Annotated in this window: 15 protein-coding genes, 1 tRNA gene and 1 riboswitch; of the genes, 5 read left to right on the forward strand and 11 right to left on the reverse strand. The window is 46.1% G+C overall.

The annotated features are described in order from the left end of the window. The 6 genes from recQ to LPY66_RS15515 form a co-directional block, all read right to left on the reverse strand. Entirely contained in the window at positions 1–1770 is a 1770-nt protein-coding gene (gene recQ, locus LPY66_RS15490; RefSeq protein ID WP_337985155.1) for a DNA helicase RecQ, read from the reverse strand. A 207-nt stretch (positions 1771–1977) separates the two neighbouring features. After that, positions 1978–2142, reverse strand: a complete 165-nt coding sequence (locus LPY66_RS15495) for a hypothetical protein (protein ID WP_337985156.1) — start codon at positions 2140–2142, stop codon at positions 1978–1980. A gap of 279 nt (positions 2143–2421) precedes the next feature. Next, entirely contained in the window at positions 2422–3339 is a 918-nt protein-coding gene (locus LPY66_RS15500; protein ID WP_337985157.1) for a SufB/SufD family protein, read from the reverse strand. After that, positions 3320–4075: an ABC transporter ATP-binding protein gene (locus LPY66_RS15505; protein ID WP_337985158.1), complete on the reverse strand. Its 756-nt coding sequence runs from the start codon at positions 4073–4075 to the stop codon at positions 3320–3322. Before LPY66_RS15505 ends, LPY66_RS15500 begins: the two co-directional genes overlap by 20 nt. A gap of 187 nt (positions 4076–4262) precedes the next feature. Continuing rightward, positions 4263–4796, reverse strand: a complete 534-nt coding sequence (locus LPY66_RS15510) for a DUF2284 domain-containing protein (RefSeq protein ID WP_337985159.1) — start codon at positions 4794–4796, stop codon at positions 4263–4265. A gap of 43 nt (positions 4797–4839) precedes the next feature. Beyond that, positions 4840–6870: a heterodisulfide reductase-related iron-sulfur binding cluster gene (locus LPY66_RS15515; RefSeq protein WP_337985160.1), complete on the reverse strand. Its 2031-nt coding sequence runs from the start codon at positions 6868–6870 to the stop codon at positions 4840–4842. A 117-nt stretch (positions 6871–6987) separates the two neighbouring features. On the opposite strand from LPY66_RS15515, the gene LPY66_RS15520 reads away from it, so the two are divergent. From LPY66_RS15520 to LPY66_RS15535, 4 genes are all read left to right on the forward strand, one after another. After that, positions 6988–7233 carry an MGMT family protein gene (locus LPY66_RS15520; protein ID WP_337985161.1) on the forward strand — a complete coding sequence of 82 codons (246 nt, stop codon included), beginning with the start codon at positions 6988–6990 and terminating at the stop codon, positions 7231–7233. A gap of 29 nt (positions 7234–7262) precedes the next feature. After that, a complete protein-coding gene (locus tag LPY66_RS15525; protein ID WP_337985162.1) occupies positions 7263–7799 on the forward strand; it encodes a ferritin-like domain-containing protein in 537 nt (178 codons plus the stop codon). 308 nt (positions 7800–8107) lie between these two features. Next, positions 8108–9262, forward strand: a complete 1155-nt coding sequence (locus LPY66_RS15530; protein ID WP_337985163.1) for an iron-containing alcohol dehydrogenase — start codon at positions 8108–8110, stop codon at positions 9260–9262. Between the two features lie 476 nt (positions 9263–9738). Beyond that, entirely contained in the window at positions 9739–10980 is a 1242-nt protein-coding gene (locus LPY66_RS15535; protein ID WP_337985164.1) for an MFS transporter, read from the forward strand. A 148-nt stretch (positions 10981–11128) separates the two neighbouring features. Here the strand turns inward: LPY66_RS15535 and LPY66_RS15540 are convergent. The 3 genes from LPY66_RS15540 to LPY66_RS15550 form a co-directional block, all read right to left on the reverse strand. Continuing rightward, positions 11129–11205, reverse strand: a tRNA-Val gene (locus tag LPY66_RS15540). 56 nt (positions 11206–11261) lie between these two features. Beyond that, positions 11262–12089 carry a DegV family protein gene (locus LPY66_RS15545; RefSeq protein ID WP_337985165.1) on the reverse strand — a complete coding sequence of 276 codons (828 nt, stop codon included), beginning with the start codon at positions 12087–12089 and terminating at the stop codon, positions 11262–11264. Positions 12090–12103: 14 nt separating this feature from the next. Continuing rightward, positions 12104–12733 (reverse strand): site-2 protease family protein, encoded by a 630-nt coding sequence (locus LPY66_RS15550; protein ID WP_337985166.1) that lies wholly within the window; start codon positions 12731–12733, stop codon positions 12104–12106. Positions 12734–12953: 220 nt separating this feature from the next. Between LPY66_RS15550 and LPY66_RS15555 the strand changes: the two genes are divergently transcribed. After that, complete coding sequence (locus tag LPY66_RS15555; RefSeq protein ID WP_337985167.1) at positions 12954–13295, forward strand: cupin domain-containing protein; 342 nt, start codon at positions 12954–12956, stop codon at positions 13293–13295. Positions 13296–13475: 180 nt separating this feature from the next. On the opposite strand, the gene LPY66_RS15560 is transcribed toward LPY66_RS15555, so the two are convergent. Beyond that, positions 13476–15353 (reverse strand): carbohydrate-binding domain-containing protein, encoded by a 1878-nt coding sequence (locus LPY66_RS15560; RefSeq protein WP_337985168.1) that lies wholly within the window; start codon positions 15351–15353, stop codon positions 13476–13478. Between the two features lie 230 nt (positions 15354–15583). Next, positions 15584–16507, reverse strand: a complete 924-nt coding sequence (locus LPY66_RS15565; protein WP_337985169.1) for a cation diffusion facilitator family transporter — start codon at positions 16505–16507, stop codon at positions 15584–15586. A gap of 153 nt (positions 16508–16660) precedes the next feature. Next, positions 16661–16753, reverse strand: a riboswitch (NiCo riboswitch). Positions 16754–16826 lie beyond the last annotated feature (73 nt).

The raw sequence follows: 16826 nt of genomic DNA on the forward strand, positions 1-16826 counted from the left end.
TCAGCAGGCCTCCTTGATCTCAGCTAAAAACAACGCGCCGTACTTTTCCAGTTTTCTTTCCCCGACACCGTTGATTCGGATCAGGGCCATCCGGTCTTGGGGGCGTTTTTCCGCCATCTCCCGGAGGGTGCTGTCTGCGAAAATCATATACGGCGGCAGACCTTCTTCCTGGGCGATTTTCCGGCGCAGGACCCTAAGTCGTTCAAATAATTTCTCCGCATCGGTCTGGTTTACTTCTTCGCGACGCAAGATGGACTGGAAGACTTTTTCCTCGCCCTTGAGCACAGGTACTGCTTTGGGGGACAACTTGATAACCGGGTACAGACCGCCGGCGACAGCCAGATACCCCTCCGCGGTCAAAAAGTTGATCCGGTCCTTAATTTCCTGCAGCGGGGTCTCTTTCATGATCCCGTGTGTGGACAATTTATCCAAGCCAAACTGCAGTATCTTTTTATTATTCGAGCCTTTCAGCACTTCCGCCACCAGGGCGGTGCCATAGCGTTCCTTCATTCGGTAAACACAGGATAAAATCTTCTGGGCGTCCAGGGTGACATCGACCTTTTCCATGCGATCCTCGCAGTTGCTGCAGTTATCGCATTTTTCCGGACTGTCCATCTCCCCGAAGTATTCCAGGATCGTTTTCCTGAGACACCGGGAGGTGTAACAGTAATCGACCATGGCCTGTAATTTTTTAAATTCATTGCCTTGACGCTGTTGGTTAAATGTGGTCTCCTCTATCATCATCTTTTGAATCTGGACATCCTGAGGCCCGAACAACAGAATACACTCTGCCGGTTCGCCGTCGCGGCCCGCTCTTCCTGCTTCCTGATAATACGATTCGATATTCTTGGGCATGTTGTAGTGAATAACAAAGCGGACATTGGATTTATCGATTCCCATCCCAAAGGCATTGGTGGCTACCATGATCGCAATGTCGTCAAAAATAAACTTCTCCTGACTCTGTTTCCGTTCCTGATCGGATAAGCCCGCATGATAACGGCCGACAGCCATGCCGCTGCTCTTGAGCAGGGTATAGAGCTTATCAACATCCTTGCGGGTTGCGGCATAGATAATGCCGGTATTGTTCGCATTGATCTTCAAATAATTCTGGATAAAAACTTTTTTATTTTCTCCCCTGAGCACAGTAAACTTAAGATTAGGACGGTCAAAGCCGGTGAGGAAACAATTGGGCTTTTTTAGGCCCAGCAACCGAATAATATCCTTTTTGACTTCCTCGGTGGCGGTTGCGGTAAACCCGCCCACAAGGGGTCTTACCGGCAGGGACTCCAGGAAATGGCTGATTCGCATGTAACTGGGCCGAAAGTCGTGTCCCCACTGGGAAACACAGTGCGCCTCATCCACCGCCATGAAACGGATCGGCAGTTCTTGCAGCAACGGCAGAAATTCCTCCGATTCCAGTCGCTCCGGCGCCAGATAAACGATCTTATAGTTCCCCTTTTGCAGCTTATCAATCCGCAAACGCGCCTCTCTCAGCGGGATCGAGCTGTTGATGAAGGTCGCCGGGATGCCGGTTTCCCCAAGGCTGTCCACCTGATCCTTCATCAGAGAGATCAGCGGGGAAATCACCAGGGTGATCCCATCAAAAAGCAGCGCCGGTATTTGATACGCGATGGATTTCCCGGCCCCGGTGGGCATGATTGCTAAGGTATCCTTACCTGCCAAGAGGCTGCCAATGACTTTTTCCTGTCCATCCCGAAACGCCTTGTAGCCGAAGTATTTTATAAGAGCTTCTTGGGCTTGAGTCATCATACGCTTCTATCTACTCCCTACACACATAGCACTTTACCCGATTACCCAAAATATAGTAAAAAAGCCATAGATTAATTTCTATGACTGAAAATTCTCTTCTTTATGTTATTTCGCCGGAAAGCGTTTATCTCCTCCCTTCGACCGTAAATTTCCCTATCCTATTTTTCCCTTCATTGACTATCTTTTTTTGATTGTTTTGAAGACGGTTTAATACACCTCGCGTCGGCTATTTTTTTCGGGATCATTTTTATCAATATAGATTTGTGCTGCCGTGTTGACAACCAAAGAGACTTTGATAAATAAAAGCAAACAGGCAACGCACAAGAGAAAAACAATAATCATTGCTCCCCCTACCAGAATGGATTCAAGCATGGTGATCAGCCCCCCGTTCCGAATGATATAACATCAATAATATATCGAAAATCATGAAGAATAGACCACTTGGCTGGGTGGGAAATACTGTAAATGAAGAAGCTGTTTGTTCAAAATCCAAATAGCAGGACATGGAGCATGGGCATAGTTAAATAGCTGCAAGAAAGAAAATTCTTGCAGCTTCATGGTTGATCGATTATATTTCATACTGGCGATAACTTGCTTACCGCCGATGGAAAATACACAGCTGATGGGTTGACAGTCTTTGTATGGTGAGATTTACGCGAGGAATCCCTCTAAAATTTTATCTTCCGCTTCCTTCTCTGTCAAGCCTAGTGTCATTAGCTTAACCAGCTGATCATTGGCGATACGGCCAATGGCTGCCTCATGCACAAGCTGCGCATCGGAATGGAACGCGGTGATCTCTGGAATCGAGGAGACACGAGCGGTATCCATAATGATCGAATCACACTGGATGTGACCGCGACACTGGGCATAACCGCGCATATTCAAATGGAAAATCTGGGTGGAGTTATCTTGTGCCACAGAACGTGATATGACTTGTGCCGTTGCATCTTCACCCTTCAGCTCGACGGTAATGTTCGATTCGGCATTTTGGTTCGTCGTTGTCAACAATCTTTCCGTGACGATCAGACGCGCATTCTTATGGAGGCGGACTTCCGTATCACGCTTGGTCTGATCCACACCTTTAATCTGTACCATCTCCAGCTCGGCGATACCGTCTTCTTCTATTTCAATAATTGTTTTGGGATTCAGGATACGCTCGCCGCTGCCGTCGCCCTCGCCATAGTGTTTCTCGACGTATTTCATGCGCGCACCCTTGCGGACAAAAAATTCATGAATCCCGTCATGCTGGGCCTTTTTGCTTCCGGGGTTATGAATACCGCAGCCCGCAACGATCAGGACATCGGAATCCGCTCCGACTTCAAATGTATTATACACCAAGTCATCGATTCCTTCAGAAAGAATAACCGGAATATGCACACTTTCATTTTTGGTACCGGGCTTGATAATGACATCAATACCCGGCTTGTCCGTTTTAGTGACAATATCAATATTGGCTGTGGTATTCCGGGCAGCCTTCTCACCATTTTTTCGAATATTATAGGCGCCGTGAGGAATTTCATGTAAATCGGCGACTTCTGCTAACAGTGTTTTATCGATTGCAGTAAGCATCAACATTTCCTCCTACAATTGAACAGTTATTTCTGCATTCACAACCGGAATCAAGCATTTCTATTTCTCCAAGGATCTTCGCCTTGGTGGTTATCTCGCTGATCTTACCGTCGGATACCAGGACCACCTGATCCGCCAGACGGAGAATTCTCTCCTGGTGCGAAATGATGACGATGGTCATGTCATATTTCTTATTCAGGGTCTGGAACGTTTCCGTCAGCTTTTGGAAACTCCACAGGTCGATCCCCGCTTCGGGCTCATCAAAAACGGCTACCTTAAGATTCCTTGCTAAAATACTGGCAATTTCCACGCGCTTTAATTCACCGCCGGAAAAACTGGCATTGATTTCCCTCTCCAAGTAATCCTGAGCACACAGACCCACGTCATATAACAAATCGCATGGATTAATCTTCCGATCTCCTGAGGCCAGCTTCAACATATCTTTGACTTTCATCCCCTTGAATCGGGGCGGTGATTGAAAGGCATAGCCGATACCCAAACGGGCTCTTTCCGTAATCCCCATATCAGTGATATCCACACCATCCAAAAGAAGTTTTCCCGCTGACGCCCGGTAAATACCCATGATGACTTTAGCGATGGAGGATTTACCGCCGCCGTTCGGTCCAGTCATGACGTATATCTTTTTCTTTTCCAGAGCGAGACTGATATCTTTTAATATGTCGACTTCGCCCTGGTCTCCTTCTAAATTAAGAGCTACGTTTTTTAATTCCAGCATAACTCCTGCCCCCTTCTGGTCTCTTGATAGGATTTAGCCTAATAAATTTCTATAATTAAGAATTTCTACGTTATTATATCATTTCCTTATTACTAAGGGAAACCATAAGTGTTTTAATTTAATGCGATATGACGTAAAAGATTATCTTATGCCAAAGGAAAATCACTCTAAACCGTTCTCGAAAGATCTAGATGCTTGATAGAGCACCAAGGCGAAGAATCCGACTCTGCCATTTCCGGCATTGGTAAGTCATATTTAACTCTTTGGACATCGTCACCACGTCGATGCCGCTGCCTTCCATCGAATACTGGGTTTTTTCAGGAAAACGACAAGGTTCATCGGTTAATGCCGTGCATTTTTCACACACCAAACACGGGCCCGCACCCATGATCAAAACCTCATCCCGGGCAAATTCATCCCGCAGCTCTTTCGTGATTCGAGCCAGGATCATCTGCGAATCGTTCATTTCTTGCCGCGTTCTAATCGAAATAATTTTCGAAATAACGAACGCACTGTTGTACTTCAGTACACGGTTCTTTCTTTCCTCTTCCGTTCCGGCCTTCGGCGGGCAGCCGTGGTTTTTCCCAAACATGCCGCAGGTATTGCGCGCGCATTGATCAAAAACATATTGGGAAAAGATAATATCCTTTGGCAGTATCTCGCGGTACTCATCAAAACCCAAGCGCGTAAACGCCGCAATCAGTTTTTCCTTAAGCATCATTGATGATTTTATCCTCCATTCCCATTATGAATGAAACAGTTCTTTACAGACAGTTCTGAGCTAAAATCTCTGCGATATCCTTTACAACCACGTCTTCACCCTGTTGATGGATTCGTTCCGAAAAAATCGTCCGGCAGTAAGGACATGCCGTCACCGCCACGTCAGCCTCAGTGGCCAGAATATTCTTGACGCGGTTGGCTGAAATCGGATTATCCTTATCCCCGCGGGTCCAGAAGCGACCGCCGCCGGCACCGCAGCAAAACGATTCGGAATGATGATGTGTCATTTCGGTTAAGCTGACACCGGGAATGGCGCGAAGTATCTCTCGTGGTTCCTCAAATTGTGCGTTATAGCGGCCAAGATAACACGGATCATGATACGTGACATGGCTATGCAGCGGTTTCGTGATCACCAGTTTGCCCCGGGTGATGAGCTCTGCCAACAAAGCCACATGGGATACGACGTCATAATCTCCGCCAAATTCGGGGTATTCATTTTTGAGGGTATTGTAACAGTGAGGACACAAGGTAATGATTTTTTTGATGCCATACGCTGCCCAGTCGGCAATATTTTTGCGAACGGTCCGTTGGTAGAGCAACTCGTTACCCATTCGGCGGACAGTCTCACCGCAGCACCATTCCTTTTCACCCAAAATAGCCACATTCTCACCGGCATGCTGTAAAACTTTCGCTAAAGCAGCCGCTGTCTGATGCGTGGATTCATCCAGGCTCCCCTGGCAGCCAACAAAGAACACAAATTCCGCATCCGGTTTTTGATCCAACGTGGGTATCCCCAATTCCGCCGCCCATGGATAATCCTGAGCCATCTTCCGCGGTCTTCCGAACGGATTGCCCGTCTGCGCAAGGTGATCCATCACCGTTTTCATCGCCCCAGGAATATCCTTTTGTTCGGATACAATACTGCGCCGCATATCGATGATTTTTGATATGTGATCAATACTGACGGGGCAAGCATCATTACACCCGCCGCACGTCGTACAGCTCCAGATAAAATCGTAGCGAAAAAGCTCCCCCGCCACACGCAGCGGCGGTTTGGCTGCCGTTATCCCTTGTCGTCGCTTGAGGAGAGAAGCACCTTCCTCCTCCAGATACGAACGGATAAAGCCATTAAGTCGTTTGGGCTTCAAGGTTTCTTTACTGCGTTCAGCCGGACAATGTCGGTGACACCGTCCGCACAGTACACAACTGTACGTATCTAACAGTTGTTTTGAGGTAAAATCCTCAACAGTATGCGCTCCACAATTCTGGACTCCGCTGTCTGGACTCCCGAACTCCAGAGGTGTTTGCGCTTGCGTTGTCTGAGCCTGCAGTGTCTGCACTTGCGGTGACACGGTCACGAGGGCACCCTTTGTCCTCAGGGAACGCCGGTAAATGTTCAAAGGTGCAAAAATCAAATGCAGATGCTTCGAGTTCGGAATGACAAAAAAGAAGGAAAAGACCGACACATAATGAAGCCACCAGCAGATATCATCGAGAAGCTGCAAGACGACGGGACTGAATCCGGAAAAGACACCGACAAAGACCGCCACCAGCCAAGCCCCGGGCAGCACAATTCCCGTAAGGGCCGCCTGCGTCGTCAAATACACCAGCTCAGTCAGGACAATAAGAAAAATCAGCGCCAGAATGCTATAGGACTTTAACGAACTGTGCATCCAATCCTGTTTGGTCCTCTTAAGGTACAGACGCCGAACAGCAAACCCAACCACCCCGAGGACAACCAATAGGATAAAAAGGTCGCGCAGGAATAAGAACCAGGCTGTCTGTAGTATGAAGATGTCCATGAAAAAAAGACCCTTCACAGCCATATTGATACTGCTGATAATTAAAATGACAAATCCCCACATGATAAAAGCATGAAAAATCCCCGAAAGCGGATACTTCGCAATCGGTTTCTGTAAAAGGATCGTCTGCCAAAAGTATTTACGGCGCTCTCCGCGCTGATCCGACCGATCCTCCGTCCGGCCTAAACGGAGATAGGATATCCGCCGGTAGATTTGGTACAGGAAATAACAAAGTGAAATCAGAAGTAATGTGAAAAACAGGATAATGTTCATAATAACCTCGGTTGTATGCGATATGAAGCCAAAAAAAATGTTATTCTATAAGGAATAGTATACAAACTCTGAGCGTATTGCAAGTGCAAATCCTGGCGCGGACTGGAGCAATCCGATATGGGGATCGATTATAAAAAAATACAGCAGCTTGTGGCAGCGATTCCTCCCGGCAAAGTGGCGACGTACGGGCAAATCGCCCTTTGGGCAGGCTGCCCGCGTAATGCCCGTGTGGTAGTTTGGGCTATGCGGGCTGCTTCACCGCAAATTAAACTGCCTTGTCATCGCGTCGTCAATCGGACAGGCCGGTTAGCTAAAAATCTTTCTTTCCTATCATTTCTCTGCCCCCTGCGCAATAAAGTTTAGGTAAATAGACTTTGCAGGGGGTATTTATTGTGAGCGAAAACAATTTTAAGAAGCATAGAAGAGAGGGATATGCCGATCCTTCGCCTTATCCGGCAATCGCCGTTCAGCAGTCCAATATCTATTATGCCGAACTGCTTATTGATGATTATGCCGGCATGGTCAGTGAATTCACCGCCATCAGCCAATATCTTTATCATCATTATTTCTTCAGAGAAGTTGATGAAGCACTCGGAGAACTTCTCGATAACATCGCGATCACCGAGATGCTCCATATGGAGATCCTGGCCGAACTGATTCGAAAGCTCGGGGGAAATCCGGTAATTCGAGGCGGCAGCAGCACTGCCGGTACATTTTGGTCCGGCAGTTTTGTTTGCTATGGTCATCAACTGTGTGATCAGCTCCAAGCGGATATCCAATCCGAGCAAAAAGCCATTGCCGCGTACCGGGAACATATACGGATCATTGCAGATCCTAACATCAAAGCAATCCTTCAGCGCATCATCCTCGATGAAGAAGTGCATATCCGTCTTTTCAACAAGGCTCTGGCAAAATACTGTAAAGCCTAGTACACCGTTCCCTAAATAACTTGATATTCAATCCCCCATAGCTCGGTCTGCGTGCCACAGTTCCGGCAGCAAGCGGAGTAGGATTGCGGAGCGCGGCTCAGATTTGTATAACAAAACCGTAAAAAGCACTTTCCGCAAATGAAAAAGAATAAGATATTCGCAAAATTTTAACCAAACCTACGTAAGCCCTGCAGTCGTCAGATCCGCTGAAAAAAGGAGAATCTTCCGCTCTTTTGACCGGCTGGCATATTTGATGCATTACTGAATTGACGTAAAATTCAATAAATAGATAAAGGGAGGAATTTCACATGTCTTTCGAAATCAGTCATCTGACACCCGTGTTATTTGGAGAGGGGGTCTATCAGCAAACAGGAGAAAAATTAAAACAACTCGATATTGCCAAAGTGTTATGTGTCTATGATAAAGGCATTAAAGCCGCCGGTGTTGCCGACAAAGTCATTGCTACGATCAAAGCTGCTGGTATTGAGGTATTTGAATATGATGGTGTTGTTGCTGATCCCCCCGACACCACCGTGGACGAAGCGGCAGCCATTGGCAGAAAAGAAAATGTTGATGCCATCGTCGGTCTGGGCGGTGGAAGCTCTTTGGATACAGCAAAAGCCGTCAACGTTCTCATGGGCAATCCCGGTTCCCTAGCGGATTATTTTAACCCAATGGTTCCACAAAAACCCGGGAAACTCCTTATTCTGATTCCGACAACTGCAGGCACAGGCGCAGAAGTTACCAAGGTCGCTGTTATTTCCAACAGCAAAGCAGGTACGAAATCAGGTACGATGTCCAAAGCCACAACCGCCGATTTAGCCATTGTTGACCCCACGCTCACGCTGGGACTCCCTGCCGGTATCACCGCGCCAACCGGTATGGATACATTTTCTCATGCAGTCGAATCCTATACATCCGCAAACCAAAATGATATGTCCGATATTTTATCCATCGATGCCATGACCCTCGTTGTCAAATATTTGCCCATCGCTGTCGCCACGGGTTCCAATGTGGAAGCCCGGACTAAAATGAGCTTCGCGTGCGTTTGCGCCGGATATGCCTTCGGTGATACCGGTGTTCACTTCGGACACGCTCTGGCGCATACCATTGGCGCTAAGTACCATATTGCCCATGGCACGCTGTGCGCCGTGGCGCTCCCTATTGTTATGGAATACGTTTGTGATGTCAAACCGGATAGAGTTAGAAAAATCGGAGAAATTCTCGGCGTAGAGCTTGCTGCTGATTTGTCCAGTCAGGAAATTGGCGCTGCCGTAGCCGAAGCGATTCGTCAATTGAATAAACAAGTCGGTATCAAAACATTAAAGGAACTCGGCATACCGGAAAGCGGTTTGGTAGATATTTCCAACGATACCCTTAATGACGTCTGTGCTTTCTTTATGCCGAAAAAGCTGACGCCGGCTGACGTTTTGGTATACCTCCAAAAAGAGTATAACCGCTGATAATATTCGTGTTGATAGAGAGAAATCTTTTCAGAGAAAGCAATCCGCGTAGGTCAGTATCTTCACGGCTATAGCCGAGGGCTGATACTAAGGTATGGGCAGCGCAAGCGCTGCCCATATCCGTGTGTCCAAACCATGACACAATGGCAAAAGAGCAACACGAATTGCGAAATCGCAAAATATTTTTATCAAAAACGTGAATTCTCAAAATAGTGATAAACTGAATGTGTATTGAGATAGTATTTTATACGGTTTTAAACTCTTTGTATGTTGGCCCGTTTCTTGCATTAAGTATTACCGAATGAATTTCTTATATTTACTTTGAATTTAGGGGAAAGAAGGTGAATCATTTATCCGAATGCAGTCATTCTAACAGAAACGAAATTAAATTCTTCTGGTCCTTATCGATTTAATACCTGTTTCTGAAAAGAATGACGGACCCAAGAACGTATAAATAATAGGAGGATGGATTGTTTATGGAAACTACAGCAACAGGAGAAAAAAAGTATGGCTTCTGGCCAAAATTTGCAGTTATCAGTTTGATTTGTATTCAATTCACACAAGCATTTGCTGCTCCGGCACTCGCCAGCATTCAGGCCTCATTTCCCAATGTCGACCCCACCATCGTTCAGCAGATCATCGCTCTGCCAACCATGCTCATGGTCGTTTCCTCGATCTTTTGCGGTCGCTTGTGTGCAGCGATCGGATATCGTAAATCAGCGTATATTGCTATCGTTTTGGCTCTGCTCGGCGGTGTTATGCCTGCCATCATGCACAGCAGCATTGGTATCATTCTGTTCTGGCGTGCAGTCTTCGGCCTTGGCTATGGCTTAGTCTTCGCCCTGTGTATTTCTTCGATTAACGTCTTATGGTCGGGCAAAGAACAGAAAATGATGATTGGCTTAGAGACCTTTATCGGTGCAGCATGTGCCATGGGGTATTCCTATCTCAGCGGCGTTTTAGCCGGAATCAACTGGGTATATGTATTCTGGTCTTACTTAATCGTCGTTCCATTCGCTATTGTCATTATTGCCTTCTTACCTGAACCTCCGAAAGAAAAACTCGCCGTTCCTCTCGTCAAAGAGGATAAAGTCAAAGGCGGTTTCGGCAACTTCTACTGGATGTTCATCATTCTCGCTGCGATCAGTGTCATTTTCACTGCAGCCTTTATGAATAACGTCGCAATGGTTATTATGGGCAACGGTATCGGTCAACCCCATGACATCGGTTTTGCCATGACCTTCTTCTCCTTGTTGTTCTCCATCGGCGGTTTATTGTATGTTCCGTTGAGAAAGGTTATTGGCAGATTCATGATCCCAGTTTTACTTGTTATCTTCGGAATTGACACGATCATGATGACACGGACTCTCAATCTGAGCACCTTTGTTGCTCTAACCGCAATCTATGGTGCCTTATTCTCCTTGCTCAACTGTGAATACAACGTTTTATCCGGAACAACCGTAAAGAGCCGGGCGCGCATCGGGGACGGCGTTTCGCTCTATATTGCCGGACAGGGTGTCGGCCAGTTCGTTGGCCCATTCGTTTGCGCTGGTTTAGCCGGTCTCTTGGGCTTCACAGGCCCGAACTATCAGCTGCTTGTTTCCGGTCCGGTTATGCTCGCTGCCGGTATCGTTCTGTGCATTATCGTCGCCATCAAGAAGGGTGACCCCACAGTAGCAAAATATGTTGAAGATCAAAAATCAGCCGCTGCGAAATAAACAGCAAAAATAAAACGGCTTGGGTCCGGTATACACCTGGACTCAAGCCGTTTTTCATTTCTGCTTGTTAGGACCGCTTTCAAAAGCCATAACCTATTAAGGTAGTAAAAAGTCGAACTATTACGTTCGCCTGATAATTTCACTATATTGGTGGGCTTGATAGGGCTCGAACCTACGACCCCCGCGATGTGAACACGGTGCTCTAACCAACTGAGCTACAAGCCCGAAAACGATACATTAATTATACAGCGCCCGCCTGAAAATACCAAATGAAAAATTAATTAAAATGCAACAATAATACCGTCTTTTCCGGCATAGGTGGCAATGGTTGCACCCGTCTCGTTAATGATAATTTCTCGCGGCCGGTAGCGCTTCTCCAGTTCTGAAGCAACGGTTCGGGCATCGTTTAAATTATTAACGTGCGTGACACCGATGATTTTATCCGAAAAGTCCGTACATCTATCCCCGACAAGTTCAATAATTCGTTTCATGGATCGGCTTCTTCCCCGGATTCGTTCCAATATTTCTACTCTTCCTTCGATGACATGCAGGATCGCCTTAATATCCAGCACCTTCGCCAATGTCCCTTGAAAACGGCTGAGACGTCCTCCTTTCACGACATTTTCAAGTGTATCCAAGAGGATAAGGAACTTCATTTCCTCCCGCATCGTATTTAGTCGTGATAAGATCATATGGAAAGGCTGTTCTTGCTCAAATAATTCGACGGCTTTTAGTACCTGCAGACCATGTCCCAATGATCCTGCCAGTGTATCAAATACCGTTACATCGGGATTGCCGGACAGTTCTTTGCCCATGACAGCCGCGTTGAACGACCCGCTGAGTTTGGAGGAAATGGTAAAGCACAGAACCTTGCCTTTTCCCGTCAGTTCCTGAAACACCTTAGCAAACTGGGCCGGCGATGGTTGTGATGTTTTCGGGAGTTCGGGTGAAAGCGCCATTTCCTGATAGAACTCCTGGGGTGTAATATCCACCCCTTCCGCAAAATCTTTGCCGTTGACGTGAATCGATAACGGGATACTGTGAATCGTATGTTTTTCCAACAAATGACGCGGAATATCTGCCGAACTATCCGTGACAAAATGAATCATAGACTTGTCCCCTCTCAATAAAAAATACTCGAGAGCACGGAATAAATAAACATGATCGGCGGTCCAATAATAAAACTGATAATACCGGTAAAGATCAATACCAACAGAATAATCCAGCTCATTTGCTGGAGACGGTAATATATTTCGCGGTATCGCCAGCCAAGCAACCCGAATAAGATACTTGAGCCGTCGAGCGGCGGCACGGGAACAAGATTAAAAACCGCGAGAACTACGTTCATATAAGCCCCGTAGTCCAGAATGTCGGCAAGAATAGTGGCCGTGCCAGCCTCCAGGATAGTGCCGGGTATCAAGCCGACAACGCGAACCAGGATAAAAAAACAAATGGCGACAAGGATATTCATGACCGGGCCTGCCAACGATACCAGAATATCGTCCCGGGTTTTATTCTTAAAATTATTGGGGTTGACCTCGACCGGTTTAGCCCAGCCAAATCGGGCAAAGATAATCAGGATTAAACCGATAATGTCAATATGGACCCGGGGATTCAGCGACAATCTTCCTTGCAGCCGTGGGGTGTCGTCACCAAGCCATACGGCTACTTGGGCATGGGCAAATTCATGAAACGTAAAGCCGATGATGATTCCCGGCAAAATATACAGTGTTTGAATAAGATCAAAATTCATGCGTTACATTCTCTCCTAAACGTAGTTTTGTTTCTCCTGGCGGGCTATCACAGATTACATCCCTAGACCTCGTCGTCAATATTACTAACGTAATCCACATTTACATATCATCTGGCAGATGTGCTACTCCTATCATACATAATAATTGCCCATTTGACAAAATAATACTTCACAGACACTATAATAATAAAGATATTTTTTATAAAGGAGGTGAACTGCTTTGGAAAATCATTTTTTAAAAAATATTGATTTTGAAAAAGTCCTTGATATGGCTGCTCTGGTCGATTACCAACCCGGGCAGGTCGTCAGTCGGACGCTGGCGCAGAACAAAGCGCTAAGTCTGACTTTGTTTGCTTTTGACCAGGGTGAAGAGATCAGTTCTCACTCTTCGGGTGGCGACGCAATGGTTTATTTATTGGATGGATCCGCCCAAATAACCATCGGATCAGAAAATTATACTCTACAAAAGGGACAAACGATTGTTATGCCGGCAGGAATCCCGCATGCCGTTGCCGCCGCGGAGAAATTCAAAATGCTGCTGATCGTCGTCTTTGCGATTTAGCGTTATGCGTATTTACAGAAAAGTGGTGTCCACGTCATAAGGTCACCATTAATTCAAAAAAGTAACCTCCCAGGTGTGTGAAGTGGGAGGTTACTTTTTGCATCGGCTTCGTTTTTTTTACGTTCATTCTTTATAATTCTTTTTGCTCGCAAATCCGGTTAACACCGTTACTTGTTCTTTCTATCGCCTCATGCCTCCTTTCGGCCCTCTGTCCCCGCCCGCAGCAGGGCCCATCCTTGCGGACGATCCCACCCGGGTGATTACTTCAGAAATCGTTAAATCGGTATATTGATTACCCGCCGTATACGTACCGCCGCTGTATAGACCATCCTGCGACGTACCTGTCGAACTGCCGCCTACATAGACCGTATAGGTCTCGCCTTGCTTCAGTTTTGAAGAGCTCAGCACAATGTTCTGGTAGTTCTTGGTCGGGACAAAGGTCAATATATCCTCTCCCTGAGTATTGACAATGTGCACCATCGAACCAGCTTGTTGAATTTCGGAAAATGTCATGCTCAATGCGTACTGTTCCGACGATGTACTCGGCGCTTCGGCCATTCCCGCGCTGCCGGCTGCACAGAGGAACCCACCGGACAGAGTGAAGGTTCCGTTATAGTCGATCGATCCGTTACCGTTGTTGGTTGGGCCATTAACAAGCACCGTTCCGGCTGTCATAGTGATAGACCCATTGGAATCCAGTCCGTCGCCTCCCGAATCGACAGTAAGATAGCCCCCGTTAATGTTCAGGAAATTGACGCCGGTATCAGCAAATTGATTTTGCCCGGGCCTTCCGCTGACCGAGGACGCGTCATTCCCGCCTGCCACATTGATGCCATCGTCACTGGCGGTAACGTCAATTGTCCCATCATTGAGCGTGACGACCGTACTTTCGATCCCTTCATAGGATTTGCTTATGGTTATTTTGCCTTGATTAACCGTGATTGCCTCATCCGCATGGATGCCGTCGTCGCCGGATGTAATTTTTACAGTTCCGTTGTTTATCGTCACACTGCCATTGGAATGAATGGCATCGTCTGCTGAATCAATGGTGATCGTACCGCCGCTGACTTCTATGCCTGACGCAGCCTTAATTCCTTTCATACTGGTCTCAGTGCTGTCAGCTGTGGCGCTATTTTTAGATTTATTAATGCCGTTGGCGCTGCCGCCGCCGGATGTTACTGTCAACGTACCCTCTTTAACCAATATTTTGGTTTCAGCCTGAATTCCATCTTCTCCGGCTGCAAGTTTGAGCGTGCCTCCTTCGACCAAGATAAACCCTTTCGAGCTATCCTCATCATTTGTTGCTTTTATCGCGTCCCCCACCGCCTGAACATTAATCAATCCACCTTTAACCGCCAGGTAATCGCGTCCGATGATCCCGTTATTGACAGAATCGACAACGATAGTCCCGCTGATGATCTTCAGGGCATCCTTACTGGTGATGGCATTTTTGTAATTGGCATCGACACGGAGCAACCCGCTGCCGTTGATCGTCAGATCACTTTTACTGAAAATAGCCGCATTCGGTTCCTCTTCAGCTGAATCAGTAAGAGTATAATTATCGTTATCTGCGATCGTGTTCTCAGTACCTTCAGCCAGGGTAATGATTACCTTCTCCGCATTAAGCACATCGATCGGTGCACTGGTTGAACTGGATATGTCTACCCCATTCAAAATTAACCTCACCGGAATCTTTGTATCCGTATAAACACGAATTTGACCATCGGTGAGTGTTCCGCTCAACACATACGTGCCTGAGGACTGGATCATCACTTTATTCCCATCAACAACCGCTCCCGACCCAACGACGTTGATTTTATTGCTTTCGAAATTAATATGTGTCGCCGTGGCGTCATCCCACGAAGAAGTTAAATCGTCTGAGTCATAATCCACATGGTTATCACTGCTTGTCGTATCCGCTGCCTGACTGGAATTGCCAGTTTGTTCCGTGTTCTGTTTGGAACACGCGGTTGTCAGTACAATACAGAGTATCCCGGTGAGGAAGACTATCCCTACTTTTTTTATTTTGCTATGCCATTTGCCTGTCATCAGTTGCATCCTTTCTCAATTATCGCCCCGCATGCCATCGGTTTCTCCTCAAAAAGTCCATTAACTTTTCATCATGGTTGAATTGGGGAAATTATAACCCGCTTGTATGTCTATGCTGTGTTTTTAATGTGACAAATTGGTGAAAACGGTGGTGTTATATATTGGAAAATAAATTGACCGTTGTCCGTACATTTTTGAACACACGGACAACGGCCCCACATTTCTATTTATTTCCGTTTCTATTCAATTTCGTCATGTTTCTCGTCAATGATATCGATTATTTCCACACGCTCATCTTTTTCAAAGGGATCAATATGAATGATAACCCGCGTATTTTTTATTTGATCACTCATCGCTTTTTTTAGACTGCCGACTAGATCATGGGCTTCTTTCACTGTGATCTCACTATCCAGCGTAATATGAAAATCGATATGTTTGCAATTGCCCGATTTTCTTGTCTTTAATTTATGGTAATCCCTGAATTGATCACTGAATTGATTGATAATCCTTTCAATTTCAGCCTCTTCGACATCCGAAAGTTTGGAATCCAAAAGAAAATCAAATGCCTTTTTACATAAATGATATGCCTCTTTGATAATGAGCACCGCGACCATAATTGCTACGAGGGAATCGAGGATGACAAAATCGGTCAAGAGGATCAACAGGATACCAACCCCGACGCCCAGTGAGGTAAGGACATCCGTTTTTAGATGAAGTGCATCGGCTTCCAGGGCCATGGATTCTTCTTCCTTCGATACGCGCATCAATGTCCTGGAAACTGACAAATTGATCACGGCCGATATAACCATGACGGCAATCGCAATCGGTGCCTGTTCAATTTCACCCGGATCAACTATTTTTTCCACAGCTTCTTTAATAATTACTGCAGCGGCGACAAAAATTAACAGCCCTTCAGCCAATCCGGATATATTTTCAATTTTTCCATGACCGAACGGGTGCTCTTTATCCGCAGGTTTAGACGATTGTCTGACCGAAAAAAAAGTTATAATAGATGCTGCCAGATCCATACCGGAATGAATGGCTTCGGATATAATACTTACGGAACCGCTCAGGATGCCGGCGATGATTTTGAATAGAATCAGCATACTATTGGAGACAACGGATAATAACGCATATTTAACTTTTCTGTCTATATTCTGCATTTTTCCTCCCCTAATCGTCCTTCTTTTCTATCTGATTCGTGGGTTCATGATATTTATCTATGTTCATTAACAATGAACGATTCATAATATATGCATATTACTTGAAACAGAGAATGTGCCTAAATATAAAACCTGTAGAACTATGTTTTTCACAATAGTCCCACAGGTACTTATCCCTGCTGCCGGTGAGTCCGGCCCAGCCCCACACACTTGATAAAAGTGTATCGCCTGCTCTATTTGCGGTACCTAAACTATATTTTATAATAGTATATTTTGCGTAGCCCCATTTTGTCAAGATTATCCTTTACTTCCTGCAAGG

This window comes from Dehalobacter sp. DCM (genome assembly GCF_024972775.1).
In the GTDB taxonomy this organism is placed as follows: domain Bacteria; phylum Bacillota; class Desulfitobacteriia; order Desulfitobacteriales; family Syntrophobotulaceae; genus Dehalobacter.

Coding starts and splice junctions, on each gene's coding strand:
- LPY66_RS15560 (WP_337985168.1), bottom strand. CDS start 15,353: ATGCAACTGATGACAGGCAAATGGCATAGCAAAATAAAAAAAGTAGGG.
- LPY66_RS15515 (WP_337985160.1), bottom strand. CDS start 6,870: ATGAACATTATCCTGTTTTTCACATTACTTCTGATTTCACTTTGTTAT.
- LPY66_RS15495 (WP_337985156.1), bottom strand. CDS start 2,142: ATGCTTGAATCCATTCTGGTAGGGGGAGCAATGATTATTGTTTTTCTC.
- LPY66_RS15500 (WP_337985157.1), bottom strand. CDS start 3,339: ATGCTTACTGCAATCGATAAAACACTGTTAGCAGAAGTCGCCGATTTA.
- LPY66_RS15505 (WP_337985158.1), bottom strand. CDS start 4,075: ATGCTGGAATTAAAAAACGTAGCTCTTAATTTAGAAGGAGACCAGGGC.
- LPY66_RS15565 (WP_337985169.1), bottom strand. CDS start 16,507: ATGCAGAATATAGACAGAAAAGTTAAATATGCGTTATTATCCGTTGTC.
- LPY66_RS15545 (WP_337985165.1), bottom strand. CDS start 12,089: ATGATTCATTTTGTCACGGATAGTTCGGCAGATATTCCGCGTCATTTG.
- LPY66_RS15510 (WP_337985159.1), bottom strand. CDS start 4,796: ATGATGCTTAAGGAAAAACTGATTGCGGCGTTTACGCGCTTGGGTTTT.
- LPY66_RS15530 (WP_337985163.1), top strand. CDS start 8,108: ATGTCTTTCGAAATCAGTCATCTGACACCCGTGTTATTTGGAGAGGGG.
- LPY66_RS15550 (WP_337985166.1), bottom strand. CDS start 12,733: ATGAATTTTGATCTTATTCAAACACTGTATATTTTGCCGGGAATCATC.
- recQ (WP_337985155.1), bottom strand. CDS start 1,770: ATGATGACTCAAGCCCAAGAAGCTCTTATAAAATACTTCGGCTACAAG.
- LPY66_RS15535 (WP_337985164.1), top strand. CDS start 9,739: ATGGAAACTACAGCAACAGGAGAAAAAAAGTATGGCTTCTGGCCAAAA.
- LPY66_RS15520 (WP_337985161.1), top strand. CDS start 6,988: ATGGGGATCGATTATAAAAAAATACAGCAGCTTGTGGCAGCGATTCCT.